Origin of the sequence: Streptomyces sp. NPDC093109 (genome assembly GCF_040701725.1) — a bacterium.
In the GTDB taxonomy this organism is placed as follows: Bacteria; Actinomycetota; Actinomycetes; order Streptomycetales; family Streptomycetaceae; genus Streptomyces.
In genome coordinates this window covers 1-25,540 of the sequence record NZ_JBFBEZ010000043.1, presented here as the reverse complement: position 1 = coordinate 25,540, position 25,540 = coordinate 1, and the positions used below count along the sequence as shown (strand labels likewise).

The 25,540-nt window shown below is 71.8% G+C and carries 20 protein-coding genes and 1 pseudogene; 19 read left to right on the top strand and 2 right to left on the bottom strand.

The genetic code is table 11. The annotated features are described in order from the left end of the window. From AB0389_RS30780 to mobF, 8 genes are all read left to right on the top strand, one after another. On the top strand, window positions 1-195 hold the full coding sequence (locus AB0389_RS30780; protein ID WP_366398802.1) for a hypothetical protein: 195 nt from the start codon (window positions 1-3) through the stop codon (window positions 193-195). Window positions 196-206: 11 nt separating this feature from the next. Continuing rightward, window positions 207-536 (top strand): hypothetical protein, encoded by a 330-nt coding sequence (locus tag AB0389_RS30775; protein ID WP_366398801.1) that lies wholly within the window; start codon window positions 207-209, stop codon window positions 534-536. After that, window positions 533-979, top strand: coding sequence for a Pycsar system effector family protein (locus AB0389_RS30770; protein ID WP_366398800.1), 447 nt, complete (start codon window positions 533-535; stop codon window positions 977-979). Before AB0389_RS30775 ends, AB0389_RS30770 begins: the two co-directional genes overlap by 4 nt. Window positions 980-1,038: 59 nt before the next feature. Then, window positions 1,039-1,422: an RNase adapter RapZ gene (locus AB0389_RS30765; protein ID WP_366398799.1), complete on the top strand. Its 384-nt coding sequence runs from the start codon at window positions 1,039-1,041 to the stop codon at window positions 1,420-1,422. 39 nt (window positions 1,423-1,461) lie between these two features. After that, on the top strand, window positions 1,462-2,028 hold the full coding sequence (locus AB0389_RS30760) for a hypothetical protein (RefSeq protein WP_366398798.1): 567 nt from the start codon (window positions 1,462-1,464) through the stop codon (window positions 2,026-2,028). 81 nt (window positions 2,029-2,109) lie between these two features. After that, a complete protein-coding gene (locus AB0389_RS30755) occupies window positions 2,110-2,568 on the top strand; it encodes a hypothetical protein (RefSeq protein ID WP_366398797.1) in 459 nt (152 codons plus the stop codon). A 302-nt stretch (window positions 2,569-2,870) separates the two neighbouring features. Further along, a complete protein-coding gene (locus AB0389_RS30750; RefSeq protein ID WP_366398796.1) occupies window positions 2,871-3,437 on the top strand; it encodes a Uma2 family endonuclease in 567 nt (188 codons plus the stop codon). Between the two features lie 660 nt (window positions 3,438-4,097). Further along, entirely contained in the window at window positions 4,098-8,288 is a 4,191-nt protein-coding gene (mobF, locus tag AB0389_RS30745; protein ID WP_366398795.1) for a MobF family relaxase, read from the top strand. Window positions 8,289-8,500: 212 nt separating this feature from the next. Here mobF and AB0389_RS30740 read toward each other — a convergent pair whose 3' ends face one another. Then, window positions 8,501-9,022: a hypothetical protein gene (locus tag AB0389_RS30740; protein WP_366398794.1), complete on the bottom strand. Its 522-nt coding sequence runs from the start codon at window positions 9,020-9,022 to the stop codon at window positions 8,501-8,503. A gap of 67 nt (window positions 9,023-9,089) precedes the next feature. Further along, on the bottom strand, window positions 9,090-10,118 hold the full coding sequence (locus AB0389_RS30735; RefSeq protein ID WP_366398793.1) for a peptidoglycan DD-metalloendopeptidase family protein: 1,029 nt from the start codon (window positions 10,116-10,118) through the stop codon (window positions 9,090-9,092). Between the two features lie 525 nt (window positions 10,119-10,643). Here AB0389_RS30735 and AB0389_RS30730 point away from each other — a divergent pair. The 11 genes and pseudogenes from AB0389_RS30730 to AB0389_RS30680 form a co-directional block, all read left to right on the top strand. After that, complete coding sequence (locus AB0389_RS30730) at window positions 10,644-11,276, top strand: hypothetical protein (protein WP_366398792.1); 633 nt, start codon at window positions 10,644-10,646, stop codon at window positions 11,274-11,276. Window positions 11,277-11,289: 13 nt separating this feature from the next. Next, window positions 11,290-11,595 carry a hypothetical protein gene (locus AB0389_RS30725; protein WP_366398791.1) on the top strand — a complete coding sequence of 102 codons (306 nt, stop codon included), beginning with the start codon at window positions 11,290-11,292 and terminating at the stop codon, window positions 11,593-11,595. Next, a complete protein-coding gene (locus tag AB0389_RS30720) occupies window positions 11,595-12,383 on the top strand; it encodes a hypothetical protein (RefSeq protein WP_366398790.1) in 789 nt (262 codons plus the stop codon). The genes AB0389_RS30725 and AB0389_RS30720 overlap by 1 nt, the downstream gene beginning before the upstream one ends. Further along, window positions 12,373-14,250: a hypothetical protein gene (locus tag AB0389_RS30715; protein ID WP_366398789.1), complete on the top strand. Its 1,878-nt coding sequence runs from the start codon at window positions 12,373-12,375 to the stop codon at window positions 14,248-14,250. Before AB0389_RS30720 ends, AB0389_RS30715 begins: the two co-directional genes overlap by 11 nt. Beyond that, complete coding sequence (locus AB0389_RS30710; RefSeq protein WP_366398788.1) at window positions 14,250-15,773, top strand: SCO6880 family protein; 1,524 nt, start codon at window positions 14,250-14,252, stop codon at window positions 15,771-15,773. The genes AB0389_RS30715 and AB0389_RS30710 overlap by 1 nt, the downstream gene beginning before the upstream one ends. Beyond that, a complete protein-coding gene (locus AB0389_RS30705; protein ID WP_366398787.1) occupies window positions 15,773-17,329 on the top strand; it encodes a type VI secretion protein in 1,557 nt (518 codons plus the stop codon). The genes AB0389_RS30710 and AB0389_RS30705 overlap by 1 nt, the downstream gene beginning before the upstream one ends. Next, on the top strand, window positions 17,329-19,056 hold the full coding sequence (locus AB0389_RS30700; protein WP_366398786.1) for a type IV secretory system conjugative DNA transfer family protein: 1,728 nt from the start codon (window positions 17,329-17,331) through the stop codon (window positions 19,054-19,056). Before AB0389_RS30705 ends, AB0389_RS30700 begins: the two co-directional genes overlap by 1 nt. Then, on the top strand, window positions 19,049-19,570 hold the full coding sequence (locus AB0389_RS30695; protein WP_366398785.1) for a hypothetical protein: 522 nt from the start codon (window positions 19,049-19,051) through the stop codon (window positions 19,568-19,570). Before AB0389_RS30700 ends, AB0389_RS30695 begins: the two co-directional genes overlap by 8 nt. Window positions 19,571-19,614: 44 nt before the next feature. Continuing rightward, window positions 19,615-24,270 carry a hypothetical protein gene (locus tag AB0389_RS30690; RefSeq protein ID WP_366398784.1) on the top strand — a complete coding sequence of 1,552 codons (4,656 nt, stop codon included), beginning with the start codon at window positions 19,615-19,617 and terminating at the stop codon, window positions 24,268-24,270. Window positions 24,271-24,585: 315 nt separating this feature from the next. Next, the gene (locus tag AB0389_RS30685; RefSeq protein WP_366398783.1) at window positions 24,586-25,089 is read left to right on the top strand and encodes a hypothetical protein; all 504 of its coding nucleotides are present in this window, start codon (window positions 24,586-24,588) and stop codon (window positions 25,087-25,089) included. Beyond that, window positions 25,086-25,540: pseudogene (locus AB0389_RS30680) on the top strand (hypothetical protein); the annotation flags it as partial. The gene AB0389_RS30685 and the pseudogene AB0389_RS30680, both read left to right, overlap by 4 nt.

Sequence of the window (25,540 nt, the reverse complement as noted above, 5' to 3'; positions counted from 1 at the left end):
ATGGTCCTGTCCGTCAGCGCCGTCGTCCTCCTCGGCATCGCCCTGGCCGTCCTGCTTCGCGCCCGCCGCCTCGGCGCGCTCGCGGCCACCGTCGCGGTCCTCTTCGGGTTCTTCCTCGCCTCCACCGGCCTGGCCGACCCGATCCGCACCGCACTCTCCTCACTCGCCCACCTCGTCACCCAGATCAGCATCTGACCGGAGGACACATGACCACCACCAGCAACGTCTTATCCGCTGTCCTGGCCGCGCACGGGCGGCGCTGCGGCTGCGAGGGCGCCTGCGGGACCGAGCACACCGGCCGCATCTGCCTGGCCTGGCCCGGCGGCGCCGTCAAGGAGCTTCTCGCCGCGCCGGCGCTGCCGTACGCGACCGACACCCAGAACGCCGCCGCCCCGGTTGAGGAGCTGCGGCCCTGGTGCTGGCCGTGCTGGCGCAAGGCCGTGGCCCGCGAACGCGACCGAGTCGCCAACCAGCGCCGCCGCGAACTCGACGAGGCACAGATCAGCCTCTTCGACATCAGCGGGGAGGCCGCGTGAACACCACCGGCGCGCGGCTCGACGCCGCGCTCGACATCACGCTCGCCGAGATCGGCCGCTCCGACACGAAGGCCGGGAACCTGCTCGGCGCGCTCGGGCTGCCGCTGGCGGTGCTGGTGGCGGTCGTCCCCGGCCGCGATCTCCCGGCGGCGGCCGCTGTCCTGGCGGGCACCGGCACCATCGGCCTGATCGCCGCGATGCTCATCGTCCTCCTGGTGGTCCGGCCCGACATCACCGGCCGCCCGCGCGGGTCCTACCTCTACTGGGCCGACTGCACACCGGCCGAGGTCGTCGAGGACCTCACGCACGACCACCGCGCCGAGCATCTCGTCCAGCTCGCGATCCTCGCCCGCGCCAAGTACCGCGCCCTGCGGTGGGCGATCCACGTCACCGCCGCCGCGCTCCTTGCCCTGGTCGCGGCCACGTTCCTCACCCTCACCTGATCCACCCGAACGCACGCCCGCCCCGGCCGACCGGCCGGGGCCCCGAGAAGGAGACCCCCTTGATCCGCGTCACCATCAACACCTTCGGATACGACCAGGGCGCCCCGGCGGAGGCGAGCGACATCCACCTCGACATCCGGCGCCACGTGCTCGACACCCACCAGATCCCCGTGAGCGAGACCCGCACCGGGCTGGACCCCAACATCGCAACCGCGGTCCTGGCGGCCGCCGGCGTCGCCGGGATCGTCGACAACACCGCGATGCTCGCCATCGGAATCCTCCAGGACGTCGCCGACGCCCGCAGCCGCCTGGTGAAGATCTCCGTCGGCGACACCCGCGGAGTCCACTGGTCGGTGGGCATCGCGGAGGAGATCGCCAACGTGCTGCGCATGAACGGCGTCCCCACCGAGGTCTTCCACCGCGAAATCACCCACCAGGACTGACCGGTCCCCCACTCGCGACGAGAAAGGAACGCAATCCTCATGATCCGCACCCATACGGACGACCGCGGCGACCGGCTCCGCGCCGCCGTCCTGACCGTCCTCACCGCACTGGACGCCCCGCTCACCGCCCCCGGACGCCCCTCCCGCACCGATCCGGCCTCCTGGCCGTACGGCCCCGGCCCGGACATCGAGCGCACCAGCCTTGCCTGGGCCGTCGCCCACCAGATGCTGGTCGACCACCAGCCCGACACCCCGGCCCTCTCCCACGTCTACGGAGCCGACGCCGTCCTGCGAGAGCAGGGCATCACGGGCCTGGCCACCCTCCAGAGCAACCTCGCCGGCGGCGCCCCGATCGACTACGCGTACACGCGCTGCGCCTACTGCGGCGGGTGCGGCGAGGACCCGACCGCCCCGTCCTGCGCCGAACTCGGCTGCACCTACGAGTTCGCCGGCCACGGGCACGCCTGCCCGGTCTGCCACGGCGCGACGTGGGAGCCCCAGTGGCACGCCGAATCCCAGATCCGACACATGGACGAACTGCTCGCCGCCGCCCGACCGCCCGTTCCGGCCCGGCGCATCCGGGACCGCCTGCTGCGCCGGGACTGACCTACCAGAAACCGAAATGGCTGATCAAAACTGGTCAGCCCTATTGGACCTAACGCCCCTAACTGAAAGGACGCGACCATCGTGACCACTGTCGGCATCCTCGGCATTGCCCTCCCCCACCAGACCGTCCACCGCCTCGCCCAGCCCGAGACCTGGTACGGCCTCAGCGGCGCGAAGGTCACTGGCGACGCCGTCGCCGCCCACCTCCGGGCCGCCGCTGCCCTCATGAAGCGCGAGAGCTGGGACCCCCAGCTCTGCACCCCCGGCAGCCTTCGCACCCTGTACTACGCGCTCGTGCACACCAGCGACGACGGCCTGGGCGACAGCGACAGCCGCTACGTCGCTGAAATCCTCCTGGAAGCCGTGCTCACCGCCGCAAGCGGCGCCCCGTACGTCGACTACGAGGCGTGGACCAACCACTCCGCCCGCACCCTCGACGACATCCTGCGTGCCTGCCAGGCGGCCGCCGCCGTGGCCCACGCGTACGGGCCCGGCGCCCTCGCCGGCCACCCGCAGGTCGAACCCGGTCGGACCTGTTAGGTCCAACACCTCCAACGGGCACCGTCCGGCTGGAACTCACCCGCCGCGTCACCCCGCGCGACAGGATGAGGCCGGGGGCCGCCGAAACCGGCCCCCGGCCTCACCGGCGAAGGGAACCACATGACCGACTGGTCCCCCACCACGCTCGTACGCGTCGACGACTCGTACGACCGCAAGAGGGCCGATACCGACGTCCCGCTCGGACGAAACCGCTACTGATCGTGCTGGGTGGTCCCCGCAGCTGACATCCGGCACGGAGCCGGGTCACACTGGAGACCACCCGCGAGGAGGTGAAAGGAACCGTGAGTGTCGCCTACAGCCACGCCGGACCGTGGACGCTGGACGATGTCCTGGCGCTGCCCGAGGACACCAACCAGCGCGTCGAGCTGGTCGGAGGCTCGCTGATGATGAGCCCCGCGCCCGGCCTGCCGCACCAGCGCGCATCGCACCGCCTGCACGTTCTGCTGGAACAGGCCGCCGAACGGGCCGGCGCTGACATCGAGGTGTTCGAGGCGATCAACGTCATCGTCCCGGACGGTCTGCTGATCCCCGATCTCGCGATCGTCGACGCGGCGGCCGCCGAGACATCGGGCGTCGCCATCTCCGCCCACGACGTGCTCGCCGTCGTGGAGATCGCCTCGCCGTCGACCCGGGTCACCGACCGCAAGCTGAAGCCGTCGCTGTACGCGGCTGCGGGCATCGCGCACTACTGGCGCATCGAGCTGGAGCCCGCACCGAGGCTTCTGATCGGCCGCCTTCAGAACGGTACGTACGCCGACGAGCCGCCGCTCCTGGCGGGCGCCGTCGCCCTCATCGACGAGCCGTTCCCGATGGAGTTCGACCCCGGATCCTTGGTCGTCCGCAGGTAGCACCGCGCACGGCACGAGCAGGCCCCCGCGCTGCCGGTTTCCACCGGCAGGAGCGGGGGCCTTTTTTGCGTTGTGGGTCTGCCGGGGGCCGAGGTCGGGAGGGCTTGTTCATGCGAAGAGTGCGGCGAGGGCGCCCGTCACCGCGGCGGCGAGGGTGATGACCGCGGCGAAGGCGGTGGCGGCGAGGGTGCGGGCGGCCGGGTAGGTGACGCCGTCCATACGCGCGAGTTTGCCCACTGCCGGCGGCCACATGGGGGGCGTCATGTGGCGGTTGGCGTTTTACAGACCGGATGCTTACCGGTACCTATGCCCCGGCTGGCCCACTGGCGATCACCGTTGGTGATCGCCAACGCCCCCGGGAATGCCAGCGATTCGCGGACGCCGCTCCGGCCTCTCGTCCCGTCCGAAAGACCCGGCGACATCCTCAGGGCGCCCCGTTGAACCGTCCATCCGATGCCTGTCGGTCCAGTGCTCCGGCCGCTATTTCGGTGACCGGCGATCCGGGGTTACTGTCAATGATCACTTGCGATGGCCTGGTCGTCTGTCTGTCCGTTGAAGATCAAAAATAGGCAGTGGACAAAGGGGGTTCCCCTGGCGGGGAACCCCGGCGCAGCCGGTCCGGAACAGCGTACAAACGCACAAGCACGAAGGAGCGGCCCGGTGGCCTGGCTGACGAAGATCGTGGCGGACGGGCAGGTCGAGTACCGGCTCCGCGAGCAGGCCGGCTGCGGCGTCGTCGAGGCGGATGCCGAGGTGACCGCCGTCCTGGACGACGTGGTGGACGCGGCGGTCGATTACCGGCTGCGACCGGAGGGCGATGGCCATCTGGTGTGGGTCGGCGGTGGCCTGGCGGACGTGGGGCTGGTCGAGGGCGAGCGCCTGGACGACGAGGGCAAGAACGCCGCGCGCCGGTTGATGAACGCCTGTCACCCCGCCACCGGCGCCCGGCTGATCACGTCGAAGACGTCCGTACGCGCGCACCCCGACGCGCAGCTGACCGTGGCGCGGGTGACCGAGGCGATCGAGGCCGCGGCCGCCGGGAAAGGCGTCACCCCGGAGCAACTGCTGGAGGGCAAGCCGAAGCAGCAGAAGGTGCTCGCCGCGCAGCGGCGTCTGGTGAACCGGTTCGGCGAGGCGCGGCGCCTGCAGGTGGAGACCCTGCACAAGCTCGCCCGCGCCGCCGGCCTCGACCTGGCCGAGGTCTACGGCGAGGAGGAGCTGGCCCGCGCGTGGGCGCACAAGGACATCCGGATCGACAGCCGGGTGCGCGGCTGGGACCTCGTGCTCGACCTGCCGAAGTCCGACAGCACGCTCGTGGGGCTCATGGACGAGATGGACGAGCACGAGTTCCGCGACCTGGTGCAGCGAGCGAAGGACGACACCGTCCGCCAGGCGGAGAAGTGGATCGGGTACGCGGTCGGCAGCGAGGACGGCAAGCCGGTACGGATCGCGACCGGCGGCCTGATCGGCTGGTCCGTGGAACACCTCGCCGCGCGCCCCGTGACACCCGGTGAGCCCGGCGACCCGCATCTGCACGCGCACGTCACCATCGCCAACGTCGCCCTGTGCGAGGACGGCGAGTGGCGCGCCATCGCGAACAGCGGGCAGGACTTCCACCGTCACGCCAAGGCTCTCGACGGCTACTTCAAGGGCCGGGTGCGGCAGCTGACGTACGAGCGGTTCGGCGTGCGCCGCGAGCTGAACGAGCGCACCGGCGCGTGGGAGATCAAGCACGTCCCCCAGGAACTGCGTGACGCGTTCTCCCGGCGCGCTGCCGCCGTCGACGAGCTGGCCGGCCAGGACGCCTCGCGCCAGGACAAGCAGCGCGTCTCCGCCGAGACGCGGCGCGCGAAATTCGACGCGGACGCGGCCGGGATGCGGGCCGGCTGGCGCACCCGCGCCGAGAGAGTCGTCGGCGACGTCGACGCGATGGTGGCGGCCGCCGCGCCCGGCCCGCCAGGCCCCGGCGGAGCGGCGAGTTTCGACGGGCCCGGCGGCGGCCCGCGCGTGCCCCCGCCCTCGCCAGCCGTCCTCGCCGCCGCGGTGTTCGACCCGGAGACCGGCCTCACCGCGTCGGAGAAGACCTTCAGCCGTGCGCAGCTGCTCGCCGCCGTGGCGAACGCGATGGAGTACGGCATCGCGGGCGATCTCGGCCTCCTGGACCGGCTCGCCGACCAGGTCCTCGCGGTCGAGGGCTACGCGGTGCCGGTGCCGCACGTCGGCTCCACCGTCATGTCGTCCACCGCCCGCTACACCACCCGCGACGTCCTCGACGCCGAGGAGATCGTCACCACCCAGGCGCTGGAGCGGTTCGACGAGGGCGCCGTCCGGCTGACCAACGATCAGACTGCTGCCGCCATGTCGGTGTTCGAGGTCGCCAACGGCTTCGAGCTGTCCGCCCAGCAGCGCGAGGCGATCGAGCGGACGCTGACCGCCGGGCACGGCATCGACGCTCTGGTCGGCGTCGCGGGCGCGGGCAAGTCGACGCTGATGGAGGCGTGCCGGATCGCGTGGGACGCCACCGGTACGACATACGGCGGCGCCACCGTGAGCGCGGTCGCGGCGAAGTCGCTGAACGACTCCTCGGGCATTCCGGCCCGCTCGATCGCCTCCTGGCTGATGCAGATCCGCGACGGCAAGGGCCTGTCGGGTATCGACGTCCTGGTGATCGACGAGGCCACCATGTCCAACGACCGGCAGGCCGCCGCGCTGATGACGGAGGCGGCCCGTACCGGCACGAAGATCGTGGCGATCGGCGACCCGAAGCAGCTGCAGGCGATCGGCCCGGGCGGCTGGTTCAAGGAGGTCCACCGCCTGGTGCACGGCCTCACTCTCACGGAGAACCGCCGCCAGCAGAACGACGCCGAACGCGCCGCTCTGGAGGTGTGGCGTACCGGCGACCACGAACAGGCCCTCACGCTGCTCGCCGACGGCGGTCGCGTCCACGCCGCCGAGACGGCCGACGAGGCCCGCTCACAGATCCTGACCACCTGGGACGAACTGCGCGGCCGGTGGACCGGACCGTACGACCTGATCGAATCCCTGACCGTTCTCGCCGCCCGCAACGCGGACGTCGACCTGCTCAACCTCGGAGCCCAGCAGATCCGCCGTGCCGCCGGCGAACTCGGCGCCGAACACCGCTACGCCCTGCCCGGCGGTGAGGAACTGAACCTCGCCGTCGGCGACATCGTGCGGGTACGCGCCAACGACTATCGCAGCCGCCGCGGCGAAGGCCCCGACGTCCTCAACGGATACCGGGCCGTGGTCACCGCCATCGATGACGACCACCGTCTGCGGATCACCTGGCGCGACAAGGCCGCCGCCGAGCTGTCGGCATGGTTCGCGCCCGAGGCCATCGCCTCCGGCACGCTCTCCCTCGGCTACGCGATGACGGTCGCCGCGAGCCAGGGCCTGACCTCCGAGGTGTCCCTGCTGTACGGGCACGGCTCCAACGCGTTCGCGACCTACCCCGGCATCACCCGCGGCCGCCGGGAGAACCACATCTGGCTCCCCCTGGCCGTCGTCGAGGACGAGGAGACCCAGGCCCGGCTCGGCGCGGCCCGCAGCGAGAAGGAACGGCTCCAGCGCGCCATCACCGCCTTCGCCCGGTTCCTCGGGCAGGACAAGGGCGACGCGATGGTCTCGGACCTGCTGCGCGAACCACCGGCCCCCGCGCCTCTGCCCGTTCAGGCCACACGGGAATACGAGCAGACCCGCGAGGCGAACGAAGCCGCTCTCGCCAGGGTCCGGGCGGCGAGGGCTGTCTCCCCCGCCCTCGCTCAGGAAGCGCGCGCGCAGGCGCAGCGCGTCGCCGAGGAGACACAGCAGCGCACCGAGCCCGACGACCGCGTCGTCCCGCCGGCCCCGGACGGCAAAACCGATGGCAGCAGCGACCACGAGCGGGAGCTCGCCGCGAGCCGACGCTGGCGCGAGATGGCCGCGCTGCCCGCGTGGAGGACACGACCGTACGGAAAGCACTCGGACGCCGGACTGCGGCTGAAGGTCGGCGACTTTCTGGCCAAGGCGAAGACCTGTGAACAGGGTGCTCTGAACGCGGCGGAGAAGGCCCGCGCTCTGGAGGAGCGTCTGGCCAGGGAGAAGAACGCCGGCCAGACCCGTGGACAGACATACGCCGCCGAGGCGTCCGTCCTGCTGGCGTATGCGGAGAAGAAGGCCGCCGAGGCCGGGCGGGAAGCCGCCAACGCCACGAACGCGAAGGCCCAGGCGCAGGAAGCCGACCGGTACCTCACCGAACACCTGGAACCCCAGAAGGTCCGTGGGCGCGTCGCCCTGCTGCTGGCCGGCACCTCGAAGAAGGAACACCGGGAACTCACCCAGCGGTACACCGCCGAGCGCGCTGCCTGGCGGACTGAGGAGAGCCGGGCGGACAGCGCTGCGCGGGACGCGCGCATCGCTGCGTGGGAGACGGTCCGCACCAGCGAGTTCGCCGGGCAGTTCCGGGAGATGGGGGCGGAGAAGTACGCCCCGAGCAGCCTCGACGCCGTCACCGAGAAGCTGGCCGCGATGCGCGAACACCTGCCCACCGTGGAACAGCGCCTGGACCGGCACGACGCACAACTGCTGACCCGGCTCAAGGGCGACATCACCTCGTACGAGAGCGCGGCCGCGAAGAACCGTGCGAACGCGGCGAGCGGGCAGGAAGAGCAGGCCCGGCGCTCCGAGATCGCGAAGAAGTACCCCGAGCTCCACGACATCGAGACCCGGGCCCGCGCCGCCCACGCCGCCGAGCAGAAGGCCGCGGTCCGCGCCCGGGCTTCGGCGGAGGCGTCGGCCGCTGCCTACCGCCACCAGCCCGCACAGAGCCGGAAGGGCTCGTTCCCGGGCCGGTAGACCTGTTGGGTCCAACAGGTCTACCGGAGGTTGAGAGGGCTGCGGAGAAGCCTTGACCGGCCTGCCACCGGCGAGTCCGCCAACGCGCGTTGGCGGCCGCAGCGGGCGGTACCCGGGTACTCGTGCACTCGTGCGAGGGCGGCTGTAGCCCTGTTGGGTCCAATAGGGGCAACGGTGCCTGACCAGGTAGTACCGGAGCCCGAGGCCCCCGCTCAGGCGTTTTCGACGAGGGCGGCCAGCCGTTCGCGGGTGCGGCGGGTGACGGTGGCTTCGGGGCCGTGGATGTCGGTTACGGCGGCGAGGAGTTCGGGGCCGAGCCGTCGGGCGTCGGGGGACGGGACGGTGCGCCACAGGCTGTATGCGCGGCGCGCGGCCTGCACGGTGTCGGGGTGGGTGGGGCCCTGTAGGCCGGCCCGGAGTCGTACGGCGTGCAGGTACCAGCCCACGGCGGTGGAGTGGTCGCCCAGCAGGTGTGCGAGATAGCCGCGGACCTCGCGGACGTCGACTATGTCCATGGTGTGCTCGCGTCCGGCGGAGGTGAGTTCGCGGTCGATCTCCTCGGCGAGCGCCGACGCGTCTCCGGGGCGTTCCGCCGCGACGAGCGCGGGGATGGCGGCGAGCCGGGTGCGGACGCTGTCCGCGTCCGCGGGCGTGGACGGATCGTCGGACGCGGCCGCGCCGTGCCAGAAGGTTGGCGTGACCATGCCCCAGGGGCCGTACTGCGGTTCGTCCATGGGGTGCCTCGATCGTGGTCGGGTACGCGAGCGGGTCTCCGGGAAGGATGCCGGGCGGCCGTGCGGCTCAGATGGTCAGGCCCTTGGCGCGCAGATAGGGGATGGGGCTGATATCTGATCCGTAGTCGGGGCCGGTGCGTATCTCGAAGTGCAGATGCGGTCCGAAGGTGTTGCCGGACTCGCCGGAGAGACCGATGGGGGTGCCGCCGTCGACGGACTGCCCGGCGTCCACCTTGAGTGAGGAGAGGTGGGCGTACTGGCTGTACTTCCCGTCCTCGTGCTGGATGACGACCTGGTAGCCGTAGGCGCCGCCCTGTCCGGAGGTGACGACTGTTCCCGGGCCGATCGCTCTGACGGGCGTCCCGGTCGGAACCGCGAAGTCGATGCCGGTGTGGTAACCGCTGGACCAGGCGGGGCCCTTCTGGTGGTACGGGGTCCCGGCCGGGCCGTCGACGGGCAGGTACCAGTCCCCGGACGTGCTGCTGCCGGGATTCGCGGACAGTTCGACAGAGGTCTGCATGATGATCTTCACGTAGTTCTGCGTCTCCCGGTACGGGGGAATGCCGCTGTACTTCTGCACGGCGTACCACCCGGCGTTGTAGCCGGCCAGGGCCAGCTCCATGGGCGAGCCGCTGTACTCGGGACGCTTCTTCGCCTGCTTGAGCAGCGAACACATGAACTTCCCCTGCGCGGGGATGGCGTCCTCCGGGTCCCAGACGTCCTTCTTGCCGTCACCGTTGCCGTCGACGCCCCACGTTTCCCAGGTGCCGGGTATGAACTGGGCTATGCCCTGGGCTCCCGCCGGGCTTGCGGCCCGTGGGTTGAAGCCGCTCTCCTGCTTGAGCTGGGCAGCCAGAATCGGCGCGGTGAGCCCGGCGTCGCATGCCGACGCGGCCTGCATGATGAGCTGCGCGTACTTGGCGGGGACCGCGCCGTCGCCGATTTTCAGGCCGCTGCCCGCCGGTACCGCGATGCTGCCGCCGTTCTTCTCGTCGTCGTCGAACGTCGCGACGAGCATTACCATCCCCACGCCGAGCGCGACCGGTGTCATGATCAGCCCGGCCGCGGCCAGTTTGACCCATCCCGTGATCCGCACAGGATCCCCCTCCTGGTCTGATCATGTACAGATTTGCTCCCCCAAATCGACATGAGAGGTCGATCCGGTCCCACGGAATCGACTCGACGGAGCCGTGATCGTGCGTGACACTATGCCATCACCAGTAATCAGTAGGCTGATTAGAGTTCGACGCTCCCGCCCTGCGGGTGGCGCGAGGTGGGCGTGTAAAGTTCCGGCGCGGCCTTGCGGTTGTCGTTGACCCGCCAATTGTTAGCTTATGCAAACTCGCGTGGGTCCAGTCCGGGGGGACATATGAGGGAACGGCCCGGTTCGGCGCCGTTGCAAGAGGGATGCCGTCTGCTGCTGCCGGTGATGGCACCCGTCGGCGGAAGCGGCCGTTCCACGGTGGCGGGGCTTCTCGCCTGCGGCCTCGCACTGTTGGGACACACGGCTGTCCTGGACACCGGCCCACGTCTTGCATCGCCCTGGCCGGCATGGACGTCGGATCAGGAAGCCGTAGGACTGGCGTCGCTTCCCCCCGACCGGCCGGCAACGCGTGGACAGGTGCGGCAGGCGGCCGCCGGGTGCGCAGCGCCGAACGGCGCCTCCTGGCAGGTGCTCACCGACGGCCGGGACTGGCACAGTCCGCCGCTCGCGCTGCCGCAGGACCCCGCCGCCTGGTACCAGCTGGCAGCGATCGGTGGCTGGCAGGCCGTCATCACCGACACCCCGCATCCCGTCGCCCACGACATCCTGGTCGCCCGGTGCGACGGCCGCGCGGGACAGACGCGCGGCTGGTGCGAACTTCCCTACGCCGTACCGGTGCTGTGCTGCACGGCGACCGCCAACGGCATGCACGCACTCCAGCAGACGGTCATGGCCATGCAGGCCGAGGGACTGCCCCTCCAACGCACCGTCATCGTGATGGTCGCCACCGCCGGGGGCCGCCCGCCCGCGGTAGTACGGGCGGGCACGACCATGCTCGCCTCCCGCGCTGCCGCCGTGGTGGACGTGCCGTACGACCCCGACATCCGCGCGTACGGACTGCGCCGGACATCGCATCTGCACTCCCGCACCCGCCAGGCGGCCGACCGGCTGGCCGCCGCCGTGCTGGACGCCGCGCACACCACCTGGGGAGACCCGCTTCCCGACGCGTCGCGGCCCGCGCGCGTTCCCGTCGCTGTTCCCGCTCTCTGACGAGGTATCGGACATGAGTCAACTTCTGAACACGCTCACCACCTTGGCGGCGGGCCCGGTCCCCGACTACACGCCGACGCTGCCCAAAGAGGTGAACACGCCGGTCAAGACGATCCTGGCCTGGACGGCCGGCCTGGGGCTGTCCGCCGCCGTACTGGGCGGGCTGGTCGCCTGGGCGCTCGTGGCCATCGGCCACAACACCGAGCGGGCCGCTCTCGCCGCGCGGGGCAAGCAGGGCGTGCTGTGGAGCCTGGTGGGAGCAGGCGGTATCGGCGTGACCTCCAGTCTGGTCCTGGCCTTCTACAACATGGCCTCCTGATGGACGACCGCAAGGCCCGCCGGGCCAAACTCAGGCTCGCCGGGATCGGCGTGCTGGCCGGGGCCGTACTCACCGCCGGGGTCATCGGCGTCGTCGTGGCGCTGGACGACGATGACGAACCGAAGGCGCCGTCCGCGGGGCCCACCGCTTCTTCGGCGAAGCCCTCACCGTCCGGATCGGGCAAGGGCGGTCTGTGGAATCCGGAGATGACCCCGGAGAAGGCCAACACGCTGACGCTGTCCGTGCCGACCGGTCAGAAGGGCGGTGCCTCGACCGGATTCCCGCACAACGCGAAGGGGGCTGTGTCGGCGGCCGTCTACTTCTGGGAGGAGTACGCGTTCCTGGACGACCAGAAGGCCCGTCAGCAGCTGGAGGCGGTCGTATCGCCGGATGCCGCCGGGTACATCGACGAGCAGATCTCCGAGGTCCGCAAGACCCGCGAGACCGCCGGTCTGCCGCCGTCCGGGCCCGCTCCCGCCGGGATCACCTTCACCATGAACGTCAACGCCGCGCGGTCGACCTCGATCATCGTGGACGGCGATACCCCGGGAGACGTCGTACAGGTCTGGATGGATTACGACCGGTACGCCACCGGGCCGGACGGAGGCTCCGACAACGACCCGCTCAAGGGCGAGGCACAGGACTTCATCGTGAAGTGGCAGGACGGCGGCTGGAAGCTCACCAACGAGCCGAAGTACTGGAAGAAGCGCTCGTCCCCCGTCGCCTACGCCCCGGACTCCCCGTACGCCACGCAGGACGGGTGGGTGCAGGTGCAGCATGCGGACTGACCGTCCCCCGCATCTTGCGCGTGTCCTGTGCTTCATCACCGTGCTGGCCATCTGCTTCGGGATCGGCGCGGCAGGGGCACCCGTGGCGCTCGCCGGGACACCAGCGGTTCTGGCCGCGGACGATCCCAAGGACCACGTCGACTACGGGCCCGGCAGCTCAAAGAACCCGCCGGAGGAATGGCAGGGCGACGTCGGCATCGACAGCAACGGCAATTACTGCCATCTGTACCGCGCCGACGACTGCCGGCAGCGCACCGCCGACGAGGGCGTACTCCAGCCGTGCGAAGGCGCTGACGGCACCGGATCGACCGGCCAGTGCGGTGAGGAGGGGCGCAAGGCGTTCGAGGTCAAGCAACTGGAGAAGTGGCGCCAGCAGGCGAAGGAAGAGCCCGACTTCCAGAAGCGCGACGCCATGCTCACCGCCTGCGTCGACGAGGGCGGCAGTTTCCGGGAGTGCCGTCGACAGGCGTACGACAAGTATCCGGCGGAGCCCTGGCTCGGGAACTGGGTCTACGGCGCGTTCTCGAAGATGGCGTCCGATGCCCTGCAGGAGGCCGCGCGGTACGTCGGCAGGTCCGTGGTGTGGCTGCTGGACGAGTTCGCGAAGGTCTTCAACTCCGCCTCCACCATCGACCTCTCGAAGGTGGGCATCGGATCGGTCACCGCGATGATGACCGCGTTGTCGGTGGTGATCGCGACGTTTCTGCTGCTTCTGCAGTTCGGGAAGGTCGCGGTGAGCCAGCGGGGTGAGCCGGCCGCGACGGCGGTGGTCGGTCTGGTGAAGTGGGCGGTGATCTCCGCGGTCTACTTCGGGGTGACGCAGACGGCGCTGATCTGGTCGGACGCGGTGTCCACGTGGATCATCAACGAGTCGTTCGACGGCACCGGGTCGGCCCAGGACAAGATGCAGCAGCAACTGGGCACCCTGTTCGGCGGGCTGATCGTCGGTGGTGGCGGCGGAGCGACCGCCGGTACCGCGCTCATCGCCGGCAACGGGGTGACGGCGGCGGCTGTCGGCGTCATCATCGTGGTCGGCATCGTGTGCATTCTGGCGATCTCCGCCCTGTGGATCGAGGTGCTGCTGAGGCAGGCCGGGATCATGATCCTGATGGCGACGATGCCGGTGGTGCTGGCCGGGCAGATGGCGGATTCCACCAGCGAGTGGTGGCCCAAGGCCCGTAACGCGCTGATCGCGCTGGTTCTGATGAAGCCGCTGATCGTGGTCTGCTTCGCCATCGGGTTCGGCGCGATGGCCGGGGCCGACACCCAGGGTGTCCAGAACATGTTCGTGGGCCTGCTGATCTTCGTCATCGCCTGCTTCGCCTGGCCCGTACTGGCCAAGTTCATGACCTTCTCCACGGTCGGCGGTGGCGGCTCCGTCGCCTCCGGGCTGATGAGTTCGGTCGGCTCGTCCGCCGGTTCGATGACCGGCGGCTACCGGCCCGAGATGAGCGGCGCCGGCGCGGTCGGCGGCGGCAGCAACTACACACGGGCTCTGGAACGGGACACCGCGCAGACGATGAGCAGCGGTTCCAACGCCGCGGCTTCCGCAGGCTCCTCCCCGGGCGCCGGCGCCGGGAGTACGGGCGGCGGACAGGGCGGCGCCGTCCGGGGCGGCGCGCGCTTCGGCGGCAAGGTGGCGGCCGGTGTGGGGCTGGGGCTCCAGGCCCTGGCCGTCGGCAAGGACGTCCTGGAGTCCGGCATGGCCAACACGGCCGCGCACGCCGGACTGGACCACGGCGGAGGCGGCGGGCGGCATGTGGTCGTACCGCCCCGGAGGGCGGGCGCCCCGCAGCAGCAGGAGAATCCTCCCGCGCCGGCGGTCGCGCCCCGGGACACACCCGCCTCCCCGAAGGAGGGGAACTGATGGCAGAGCCTGTTTCGTACGGCGGTTGGCAGTCCGAGAAGTCCGGGTTCATGGGCCGGCTGTCCGGCCCGGGCTTCGCGATGGTCGCGGCCGCCTCCGTGGTCGCCCTCATCCCCATCAATCTGGGCAGCTGGCGTGCCGCACTGGTGTGCGCGCCGATCGCGCTGGTCCTGCTGCTGCTGGCCTTCGGCCGGGTGATGGGGCTGAGCGCCGATGAATGGATCGTTCTCGCAGTGAGGCATCAGATCGCCGTGGCAAAGAAGCGCAACATGTTCCTCTCCGGCGTGTTCGCCCCGCGGTCCGAACGGACCGGTGAACAGCCGATGGACCTCCCCGGGGTACTGGCCCGACTGCGGATCCTGCAGGCCCCCGACGGACTCGGCGGGCAGCTCGGCGTCGTCCACGATCCCGTGGCAGGCCTCTACACGGCCGTCGCCCGGGTGACCTTCCCGGGCCTGGCCCTGGTGGACACCGAGAAGCAGAACGCGCGGGTCGGGTCCTGGGCCGCGTTCCTGCGCTCGTACTGCACCGAGGACTCCGCCGTGGTCCGCCTCTCGGTCCACCAGCGGTGTCTGCCCGACGACGGGGCCGCGCTGCGTTCGTGGACGGCCCAGCACATCACCCCCGACGCACCCGCGGCGGCCGTGACGGCGCTGTCGGAGCTGATGGAAGGCGCGGGCCCGGCGGCCACGACCCGCGAGACGTATCTGTCGGTCACCCTCTCGGCCGCCCGCGCCCGGCTCGCCATCAAGGGCGCCGGCGGCGGGCAGATCGGCGCCGCCGCCGTCCTCGTACGGGAGATCCAGGCCATGCACGGGGCGCTGAGCAGCGCGAGCCTCCAGGTCGTCGAGTGGCTCTCCCCGCGGAAGGTCGCCATGACCGTGCGCACCGCGTACGACCCCGAGTCCCAGCTCATGCTCGCCACCCGGGCCGTGGCCGCCGAGGCGCCCGGCTGGGAGGGCACCGGGCCCGGTGTCGACCCGGCTCTCGCCGGTCCCGCCGCCGCGGAGACCGGGTGGGGCACCTACCAGCACGACGGGGCCTGGAGCGTGTCGTACCAGGTGCGCACCTGGCCGCAGTCCGAGGTGTACGCGACCTTCCTGCAGCCGCTGCTGAGGCCGCGTCAGAACGCCCGGCGGTCCATGTCCCTGGTGTACGAACCGATCGGCCCGCGCCGCGCCCGCCAGGAGCTGGCCAGGGAGAAGGCGAAGCGGAACTCGGCCCGCCAGCTGCGGGCCAAGACCGGCCGGGACGAGAGCGAGGACGAGCGGCGCGAGGCGCTGCTCGCCCGGTCCCAGGACGCGGCCCGGGCCGCCGGCCAGGGCGTCGTACGGATGACGGCGGTCCTGGCCGTCACGGTCACCGACCTCGACGAGCTGGAGACCGCCTGCGCCGAACTCCAGGCGGACGCCGCCGCCTCCGGCCTGGAACTGCGCCGCATGTGGGGCGCCCAGGACGTCGGGTTCGCGGCCGGTGCGCTGCCGCTCGGCCAGGGGCTCCCCGACCGACGGATGGGATTCTGATGGGCCTGCTCACCCGCCGCCGCAGCGGCGGCGACACCCTGCTGGACGCCGCCGGGATCGGCGAGGCCAGCGGACTCGACCAACGGCCCGCCGCCACGGTGCCGGCCCAGCTCAGCGCGCGCGACCAGCGCCGGGCCCGGCTGCTGGAGAGCCCCGACACGGTGATGCGGGTCGCCCCGAAGAAGGGATGGCCCCAGCCGTACGCGGGCCGGGCCGCGTCCCTGCCGCGCACCGAGGTCGTACGGGCCGACACCCCGACCGCCGCCGGCGCCTACCCGTTCCTGCACGCCGCGACCCTGCCGCCGATCGGCGCGTACATCGGCCAGAACACTCTGACCACCCAGGCGTTCAGCGCCCACCCCGCCGTGTGGGTGCAGGAAGGACTGGTGACCAACCCGAACGTGATGGTCACCGGCATCCCCGGCTCGGGGAAGTCCGCGCACGTCAAGGCCCTGTGCTTCCGGCTGATGGCGTTCGGCCACCGCACGCTGATCGCCGGGGACGTCAAGGGCGAGTACCAGGCGCTCTGCCGGCACCTCGGCGTCGAGCCCGTCCGCCTCGGCCCCGGCCTGCCGGGCCGGCTCAATCCGCTGGACGCCGGTCCGCTCGGCACGGGACTCGAACTCGTCAAGGACCCGGCCGAACTCCGCTCGCGCATGCAGGAGATCCACCGCCGCCGCCTCACCCTCCTCAAGGCGCTGCTGGAACTCCAGCTCAAGCGGAACCTCCAGCCTCAGGAGGAGGAGGCCCTGGACGTCGCCGTACGGGAAGTGACCGGCGAACTGCACGGGCAGAGCCGCCTCGCAGTGCCCACCCTCCCCCTCGTGTACGACAAGCTGCGCGACCCGACCGCCGAGATGGCCCGCGAACTGCGCGTACGGGACGGCGAGGTGCAGCGGGCCCGCGAGCAGATGGTCTCCATCCGATCCGCACTCGGCGGCATGGTGACCGGCCACCTGGGCGGCCTGTTCGACCAGGAGACGAGCATCGGGCTGGACTGGGACGCACCCATCCAGTCCGTCGACATCTCCGCCCTCCAGCAGTACGGCGACGAGACCGTCGCCATGGTCCTGAGCTGCGTCTCGTCCTGGGCACAGGCCGCCATCGACCGGCCCGGCCACCGGCCCTGGATCGTCGTACGGGACGAACTGTGGCGCCAGATGCGCTCCGGCGGCGCCGCGATGGTCAAGAAGATCGACGCCGACCTGCGGCTGTCCCGCGCCACCGGCACCATCCAGGTCCTGGCCACCCACCGGCTCTCCGACTTCGAGAGCGTCGGCGCGGCCGGCTCCGAGGCCGTCAACATCGCCAAGGACCTGATCTCCTCCTGCGAGACCCGTATCCAGCTCGCGCAGGACACCCGGCCGCTCCAGATCACCCGCGAGGTCATCGGCCTGACCGACGCCGAATGCGACCTCATCGGCTCCTGGGGCGCCGGGCAGCGCGGCCGCGCGCTGTGGAAGGTCGGCCGCGGCGGCGGCTCGCACGCCGTCCAACTGGTGCTCTCCCACACCGAGGAGAAGCTCTTCGAGACCGACGAGAAGATGGTGATCTGATGGCCGGCGGCAGCGGCGCCACGGGCGGCCTCGATGACAACAGCCTCCTCGCGGCCTACGCGGCGGGCCTGGCCGTCGCCGTCGGCGGATCCGTCCTGCTGGCCGGACCGCTCGCCGCGGTCCTGTCTGGCCGGGGCTGGGCCCGCAGCGACGAGAGCGTCCCCACCACGGTGCTCACCGCACTCGTACGGGGCCCGGGCGCCGTCTACAGCCCCGCGCCGCCCGGCTGGCTCTTCTACACCCTGCTCGCGGTCTTCGTGATCGTTTTCCTGACCCTGGTCATCAAGGCCGTCAGCGCCCTGAACTCCGGTGGTACCAAGGGCGGCGCGCAGTGGGGCGGCCCGAAGGTCGAACGGAAGCTCGCCGCGCCCCAGGACCCCGTCAAGCGCGCCAACCGGATCACCGCCGGGCGCGGCATGCGCACCAAGAAGATCGTGGCCGCCCAGCCCAACATCAGCGCCACGGTCTTCGGCGTACCGGGGTCGTCGAAGACCACCGGGCTGGTACTGCCGAACGCCGCCGAATGGCAGGGCCCCCTGGTCGTGACCACCACCAAGGCCGCCGACCTGGACATCATCTACGCCCGGCGCCGTCAGTACGGCCCCGTCTGGGTGATCGCCCCGGCCGGGATCCCCGGCCGCACCACCAACAAGTGGTCCCCCGTCGACTACTGCACCGACGCCAAGGCCGCCGACCGGATGGCCGCCTGGATGGCCGAAGCATCCGCCTCCGGCGACGACAAGCGCGCCGCCCCCTGGATCGACCAGGCCAAGAGCGTTCTCAAGGGCGTCCTGCTCGCGGCGAACCTCTCCGGCGGCGGCATCAACGCCATGCGCCGCTGGCTCGGACTCGGCAAGGACGCCGTCGACCACGTACGGGCCGTCCTCCTCCAGCACGGTTACAACGAGGCGGCCGACGACTACGCCTCCCCCTGGCTGCGCCTGCACGAGGACGGCGTCGGCTCCATCCAGTTCAGCCTCAACGTCCTGGCCCGCGTCTACGCCGACGAGGAAGTCCGGGAGACCTCCTCCGGCACCGACTTCACCGTCGAGGAACTCCTCGACCGGAACGGCACGGTCTGCCTGATCGCCAGCGAGGCGGACGCCGAACGCTTCGCCCCGCTGCTCACCTCGATCATCGCGTCGATCATCCACGGCGCCGAAGTCCGTTACAACACCACGGGCAAGCCCCTCGACCCGTCCCTGGGCGTCCTGGTCGACGAAGCCGGGAACATGCTCCGCTACCCCCGGCTGCCGAACATCCTCACCACCGGCCGCGGCATGGGCATCGACATCCTGACCGTCTGGCACGACCTCTCCCAGCTCCGCGACAGCCTCGGTACCCAGAAGGCCAACACCGTGCTCTCCGCGAGCGGACTGCGGATGCTGCTGCCCGGCTGCGGCGATCTGGAGACCCTGCGCTACTTCTCCGGCCTCTACGGACGCACCGAGGTCGAACGGACGTCGTACGGCCGCTCGCGCGGCGAGCACTCCACCAACACCTCGCTGACCGAGACCGACCTCGCCCCCGTCCACTCCCTCCAGCAGCTCAAGGACTTCACCGCGATCGCCCAGTACTCCAATCTGCCGCCGATCAAGGTCAAAATGCGGCTCACCTTCCGCGACAAGGACCTCAAGAGGCTTCTCGCCGTGCCCGTCCCGGCCGCCGAGGCGGTCGACCTGACCAAGCCGCCGGCCCCGGTGGCGGGAGGAGCCGGCCGTGTCTGACCCGCTGGACGACCCGGCGGCCCTGTGGCCGGCCTTGCCCGCCCCGACCGCGGAGGCGGGGCCGGAGCCGCGCCGCTGGGTGTGGGAGGCCATGGACCCGCCCGAACGCCGGCAGCGGCTGCGCGAACTGGCGCAGTGGGTGGACTGGCTCCGGCGGACGTTCGAACTCCACAACCAGATCCCCTCCTGCTGGTACCGCCACCCGCCCGTCGTTGAACACCTCACCGCCCTGTACACGGGCTGGGTCCGTACGTACGCCGGAGAGGAGGCTCCCGGGCGCGAACTCGCCGAAGCCGACTGGATCAACACCCTCCACGCCTTCACCCCGCGCCTCCAGCTGGCCGCGTGCGCGACCGGAGCGCACGAACCGCTCCCGGTCCCCCCGCCGCCGCCCGGCGCGCAGGAGGACTTCGAGACCTACCTCGTCACCTCCGGCGCCACGACGGCCCCGGCCCGGCACCCCGCCGAAGCCGAGGCCACCCGCGCCGCCCTGGAGACGGACCCGCCGCTGTGACAGCAGCGCTGAACGACCGCGCGTAGAGAGGAATGAGCATCAGGATGCGGCAGCCGACCGACCTCGAAGCCGCCGCGGTGCTGCGTCACTACGAGCCCCTGCTCGAGGTCGTCGGGCTGAGCGGCGCCGATGCCGTCGCCTGCCTCTCCGACGAGGCGGCCTCCGACTCCTCGTCGGACACGCCCTACTACCGCCTGATGGATGACATCGGCCGGCGCGCGGACCGGGTTGGAGGTATTTCGCAGCAGGGCCGGACGGTCAGCGTCCGGGATGTCAGCGAGGCCCGACACACGCTGCACCGGCGCCTGATGGACCTCGCCCTGGGCGTGGACGACGTACGGCAAGGGCGGGAAGAGCAGTTCGGCATCGACGTGGCGGGCATTCTGGCCGCGCCCCACTCACGCTTCGCGCTGCCCGATGACCCCCAGTGGCGCTTGGCCGCCGCTGTTCCCAAGGGCACGGTGGCCGTCGCCCACGCTGCGGAGGTGGGCTACGCCGTCTACGGCACCTACCGTCGGCGCAAGGCCGGAGAAGCGCTCCGCGCGCAGAAGTTCTGGTGGGACCGAGACGCCGTGCCGGAGGGGGTGTGGCGGCCGAGAAGCGACCAGTCCGAGGAAGAGCGGCACCAGGCCGTCCGCGAATTGCTCGTAGCCCTCACCGACGCAGGTGTCGACCACGCGGTACACGGCCAGGTATTCGACTCCCCGGGCACGGCGCAGGAGACAGCGAGCCCGGCCCCCGAGGACGCGGCGCACGCGCAGGAAACAGAGGCCCCGCCCGGCCCCGGGGAGGAACCCGGCACGGAGGCGGAGACGGCGGAGCCCGCCGGCGCCCCGGACGGGCCGGACACCGCTTCACGAGGCGACGGGCGGGTACGTCTGACCAGCGCGGACGGGCGGCTGACGTTCACCCTGCTCGAAGTCCCCGGGGACCAGGGACTGGCCCAGCAGGCGGTGGAGGGGTACCAACGGCGTCTCGGCGAATTCACCGCGGTCGTCGAGGCCAAGAACGAGCAGGCAGAGCAAACGCCCGCGGAACAGGCCGATCAACTGGCCCGGTGGCGCCGTACGTACAAGGGAAGCAACCTCCTGGAGCCGTTCCGGCCGCCACCGTCTCTGCGGCTGCCCAAGCGAGCGGATGCCTCGGGCCTGACCCCTGCGGAGTACGGCATCGGCTCGTGGGTGACCTGGCGGGACGAGCAGAGCGACCAGCAGATGACCGGGCAGGTGATGTCACCCGGCGAGGCCGGGGACACCTGGTACGTCAGTACCGACCTCACCGGCCACACCGGCGAGTACCACGTGCTGAGCCGGAGCGGGAAAAAGGCCACCGGCTACACCTACTCCATCAACGGCGCGGCCGCGGACCTGCGGCCCGCCGACGGGCCCGGGGCACAGCTGCCGTGGGCGCCCCGCGCAGTCCCCGAGTCGGCGGCCGTCGACGGCACGGCCCCACCAGCCGATGCCGAGCAGTCCACCCACGCGCCTGCCCAACAGGAGACAGCGACGCAGGTGCCGCCCGAGGTCGCCCGGGAAGCGCTACAGGGCGGCAACCGGATCGCGGTTGTCGTGAGCGGCAGAAGCATCCAATGGGACGGAGAGGCTTGGGGACTGCCCGTTCCGGAGACGGTCACCGTCACCGGCACCGTCTACCCGGGGTACCGCGACTACCGCCAGAACAGCACGCTGCTCGATGCCGTGATTCTCGACCGGACCGGGAAGGAGGTGACCGTCCCGGACAGCGTCTTCATCCGGCAACTGCCCTCGCGGGTGCAGCTCATCCCGGCTGAACACCGTGACGACCTGCGGCCGGAGACCCGCACCGTGGCGCAGGTCCGCCTGGGCGACCTCATCGCCGAGGGCGGCACGCGAGGTGAGTCCGTCACCGAACTACGATTCGTGGACAACAACCGCCGGGGCAGCGTCATTGGGTTCTCCACCCGCGACGTGGCCACGGGCGCCGCCAACGGCTTCGCTCTGGACCTCACGGAAGAGGTCCTGGTCGTGCCCCGCGAGCGGCGGGCACCGCAGGACGTCGCCGCGGTGTTCGGCCGCCACAACAGCCGCAACCAGGTTGCGCTGGAGACCCGGAGGGCCTACGACCTGCACGCGGCCGCAACGGAGGTCACCTCGCGCGTCTGGCCGGACGGATCCGGCCCCCAGGGCGAGATCCAGGCGCTCAGCACAGCGATCGGGGCGATCGACGTGACCGCGAGGGGCGTGGACGCCTACCGGGCCAACGCCGCGGCGATGGAGGCCGCGGGCACTGCCGCGGCCGCGCTGTTCGCCGCCACCGCCGACGACATGCTCAACCGCTATGTCGGTGTGCCGCTGCACCGGCTGCGCCAGCACCTGGACGTCCAGGTCCAGCGGTTGCACGCGGACGTGGCCCATTTGATCGAACGGGCGGCCGCCGCGCCGACGGCAGACACGAACACGGCCGCCGAGGAGCCCGCGGGCGTCTCGGACGGGCAGATGACCGTCGAGGAGGCACAGCCCGCGACGGACACCATCAGCACCACCGGGGAACCCGCTGAGCGGGCAGGGACGTCGGACCGACCGGACCGGGCCGCCGGAGGCGTCGTCGTACCGCGCCCCGCGCCCGACCGGGTACCGACCGACGCCGCCCCAGGGAGCGCCGACGTCGAGGACCGCCCTCTCGCGGACGCGTCGACCCACCCGCCGGAGCCACCGCTACCCGCCCGCGAGGAGGAGATGGCCATCGTCTCTGAGACCACAGAACCGGATCCGGCGTCCGCGACCGAGCAGCTGGGGCTGTTCGGCGAGGACGAAGCGAGCGACGAGCGGACACCGGCCGAGGACGCCGGCGCGGAGCCGGCACCTGAGCCCGGCACCACCGAACCGGGCCTGCCCGCCCCGGACTCGGCCCGTACGGACGATGAAACGTCCGGACAGCCTGCCGCGCCCGAGCCGGGAAACGCAGGGCCGGCCCCGGATCCGGCGCTGCCGGTCGAGGACCCGCCGGTACCCGACTTGTACGCCGAAGACCTCGCGGCACAAACGCCCGCCGCCACAGGGGAGACCGGTACTGGTACCGACGATTCCCCGTCCCCGCCGGAGACCGCTGCACCAGACCGAACGGAGGAGACCCCTATGGCCACGCCCACCACCGAGCCGGTTGAGGCACCCGAGGCGGCACCGGAGCCGTCGCGTGAGGAGACGGCATCCGGGCCCGCGGCCACCACCGGCGGCGAGACCGCCGCGCCCCGGGCTCCGCAGGAGAACGCGCCCCGCACGCGGCCGGATCCGCCGACCGAGGAACCGGGCGGCTCGCTGGGGGTCCGTGCCAGGGCCCGCGCCGTGGCGGCGCCGCCACGGGAGCAGCAGGGACTTCCCCTGTGGACCGGCACCGACCTGCCGACCGGGGCATGGCGCCAGGAGAACGGAGTCCTCTACGACGCCTACGGCGCCCCGCAGTGGCGGCTCAAGACGGACCCCGGCGCGGACTCCGGCGCCCAACCGCGGGACACGGAGGCGCCCGCCGATGACAGTCCGGCCCCGGAGGCCGTCGCGTACGAACCCGTCGGCATCGAGGAGGCGTTCGCCGCCACTGTCGCGGAGGCATGGGCGGACATCGTCCCGCCCGAACACGGCACGGTCGAGGATCTCCTCGAAGCTGTCGACGCGCCGCTGCGCGAGCTGGAAGAGCAGTGGCGTAGCGCCGTACCCGTCGCCCGCGCGAGCGACGCGCAGCGGGTCGCGCCCACTCCGGTCGGCCAGGAGGCCGAAGCCACACCCCCGCGGCGTGACCCGGGGCCCGTCAACGAGGCCATGCGGCAGGCCGATGACCACGCCGCCGTGCTGCGGGACCTCCCGGAGTGGCAGCGGCTGCAGACCGTACGGGGCGCCACCACGCACCTGTGGAACGTGATCCGGGAGAAGGCCGGCGACTACTTCGAGCAGCTGAGCAAGGACATCCGTGTGCAGGGCTTCTGGCGCACGGTCTCCATTCGGACCACGACGGCGATCGCCACGGGCGCGCAGGCACTGGCCGATGTCGCGCTCCGCGGGCGCCGCGGAGACGAACTGCCCACGGCCGAGGCACTGCTCAACCTCGGCGGCGCCGCACGGATCTACAGCACCCCCGGTATCCCCCACCCCGGCCGCCCGGCCCCGGACGACGAGGCGGCCGGCAATGTCGCCGCTGTACGCCAACTGCGCACCACCCTGCGGACCGGCGCGCCGGTACCGTACGGCACGCGCGAGGACGCGGTGCAGGCATCCCGGGAGGTCGCCAGGGCGTTCCAGGCGTGGCGCGAGACCCCGATGGGGCAGGAGCTGACCGCTGCCTCCGCGCACCCCCGCGTCGTCGCTTTCCGGGAGGCATGGCAGCGGCTGCCCTTGGCGGACTTGCCAGACGGCCCCGGCACCGCGGCCGGTCCCTACGGGGATGTCGGCCGGCACGCCCAGCAGTTGGCGGAGCGCGCCGGTGCCGCGATCGCCGAAGGCGCCCAACGCGGGCAGCCGCCCCGCTTCGCCGAAGCCGACGTCGCGGCTCTACGGACCCTTGCCGCTCTGGCCGAGCACCACGGCGGGCGACTCGCGGTCACCCTGCCGCCCGGCCTCACCGGCCCCGCGGCCCCCATGGCCGCCGCACCACAGCGCACCGCACCGCGCCCCAAGGTCGCGGCACCCGCCGTCCCGGCCGCCACGACGGGTTCCCGTGGCATGTCCGCGTAGCGGCCATGTCCGGGCCGAGTGAATGTGCCCGCCACGCCTCACGGCGGAGGCGCGGACCAGTTGTACGCCCGGGAACAGAGCGCGAAGGCCCACGCCCGCGCCGAGCGGCTGCGAGCAGACCGGGCAGGTCGACGCTGAGCTCGACCGGTGCCGACGACTCACCCCGGCTCAGCAACTGCGGGCCCGCCGCAGCGAGCGGTCCTGAGCGCCACGGGCTCCTTCTACGCCCGATCTCTATGTGCAAAGGCGTTTCACGGCAGGGGTGTTGCTGCCATCGTGGGAGCAGACACGGACAACCGACGCGGTGGGGGCGGCATGGGACAGAACATCAGGTGGGCGGTGGCGGGGCTGGCGACGGCTGCGGCCTTCGTCGTACCGGCATGGTTGTGCGGGGCGGTCGTACTGCCGCCCCTGCTGAAGGATCCCGCGGTCCGCTGGTCACTGGCCTCCGCCCTCGGCGCGGTACTGAGCTCGCTGACCGTCCTGTGGGGCCACGGCTTCGCCACCCGGGCCACAACCCCCGGACCATCGCCTGACCGTCGGGTCCAGGCTACGGCCGAGCGGGCGGTAGCCATCGGCGGGGACAACCAGGGCTCGATCTCCATCGGCGACGGGCCCGGGGCGACTACGTCACCGGTCCCGCCTGCTGCTGGGCCACAGCCCGCTGCCGGACCCAACCCCACCCCAACCCCGGACGCGGGCACTGGCACGGTGTCCGCGTCCGGGAACCGTTCGATCGCCATCGGCGGAAACAACTCCGGCCCACTGTCCAACGGTGACCAGAGCGCCGGCGGCCAGCCCGGGGGCGCCCACCCGTGAGATGGCTGTTCAGACGGGCCGGTACGCAGCCGGAACCCCCCGCCACCAGGCCCGGCCCCCAGGCGGAGGCGAGCGCCGAGCGGGCTGTTTTCATCGGAGCGGATAACTCCGGCACCGTGCTGACCGGGGACAACTCCCGGGCGGTGACCTTGCCCGCCGAGGCGCTGCGGCCCCCGGCCGAGGTGGCGGCCCCGGCCGGGCTGGACAACCTTGCGGTGCACCCGGGCCTGTTCGTCGGCCGTGGGAGTGAACTGGACCGCCTCGATGCCGCGCTCGCCACTTCCGGCGGGGCCGTCGTCCAGGCCGTGCACGGCCTGGGCGGCATCGGCAAGAGCACCCTGGCCGCCCACTGGGCCGCCACCCGCCCTCACGGCTGCGCGCCGGTCCGGTGGATCACCGCCGACACACCCGCCGGCGTACAGCAGGGCCTCGCGGACCTGGCCGGCGCGCT

Excerpts from the sequence above, each read along its gene's own strand:
- AB0389_RS30780 (WP_366398802.1), top strand. The coding sequence starts at position 1 with ATGGTCCTGTCCGTCAGCGCCGTCGTCCTCCTCGGCATCGCCCTGGCC.
- AB0389_RS30775 (WP_366398801.1), top strand. The coding sequence starts at position 207 with ATGACCACCACCAGCAACGTCTTATCCGCTGTCCTGGCCGCGCACGGG.
- AB0389_RS30760 (WP_366398798.1), top strand. The coding sequence starts at position 1,462 with ATGATCCGCACCCATACGGACGACCGCGGCGACCGGCTCCGCGCCGCC.
- AB0389_RS30740 (WP_366398794.1), bottom strand. The coding sequence starts at position 9,022 with ATGGACGAACCGCAGTACGGCCCCTGGGGCATGGTCACGCCAACCTTC.
- AB0389_RS30725 (WP_366398791.1), top strand. The coding sequence starts at position 11,290 with ATGAGTCAACTTCTGAACACGCTCACCACCTTGGCGGCGGGCCCGGTC.
- AB0389_RS30720 (WP_366398790.1), top strand. The coding sequence starts at position 11,595 with ATGGACGACCGCAAGGCCCGCCGGGCCAAACTCAGGCTCGCCGGGATC.
- AB0389_RS30715 (WP_366398789.1), top strand. The coding sequence starts at position 12,373 with ATGCGGACTGACCGTCCCCCGCATCTTGCGCGTGTCCTGTGCTTCATC.
- AB0389_RS30710 (WP_366398788.1), top strand. The coding sequence starts at position 14,250 with ATGGCAGAGCCTGTTTCGTACGGCGGTTGGCAGTCCGAGAAGTCCGGG.
- AB0389_RS30705 (WP_366398787.1), top strand. The coding sequence starts at position 15,773 with ATGGGCCTGCTCACCCGCCGCCGCAGCGGCGGCGACACCCTGCTGGAC.
- AB0389_RS30700 (WP_366398786.1), top strand. The coding sequence starts at position 17,329 with ATGGCCGGCGGCAGCGGCGCCACGGGCGGCCTCGATGACAACAGCCTC.
- AB0389_RS30690 (WP_366398784.1), top strand. The coding sequence starts at position 19,615 with ATGCGGCAGCCGACCGACCTCGAAGCCGCCGCGGTGCTGCGTCACTAC.
- AB0389_RS30685 (WP_366398783.1), top strand. The coding sequence starts at position 24,586 with ATGGGACAGAACATCAGGTGGGCGGTGGCGGGGCTGGCGACGGCTGCG.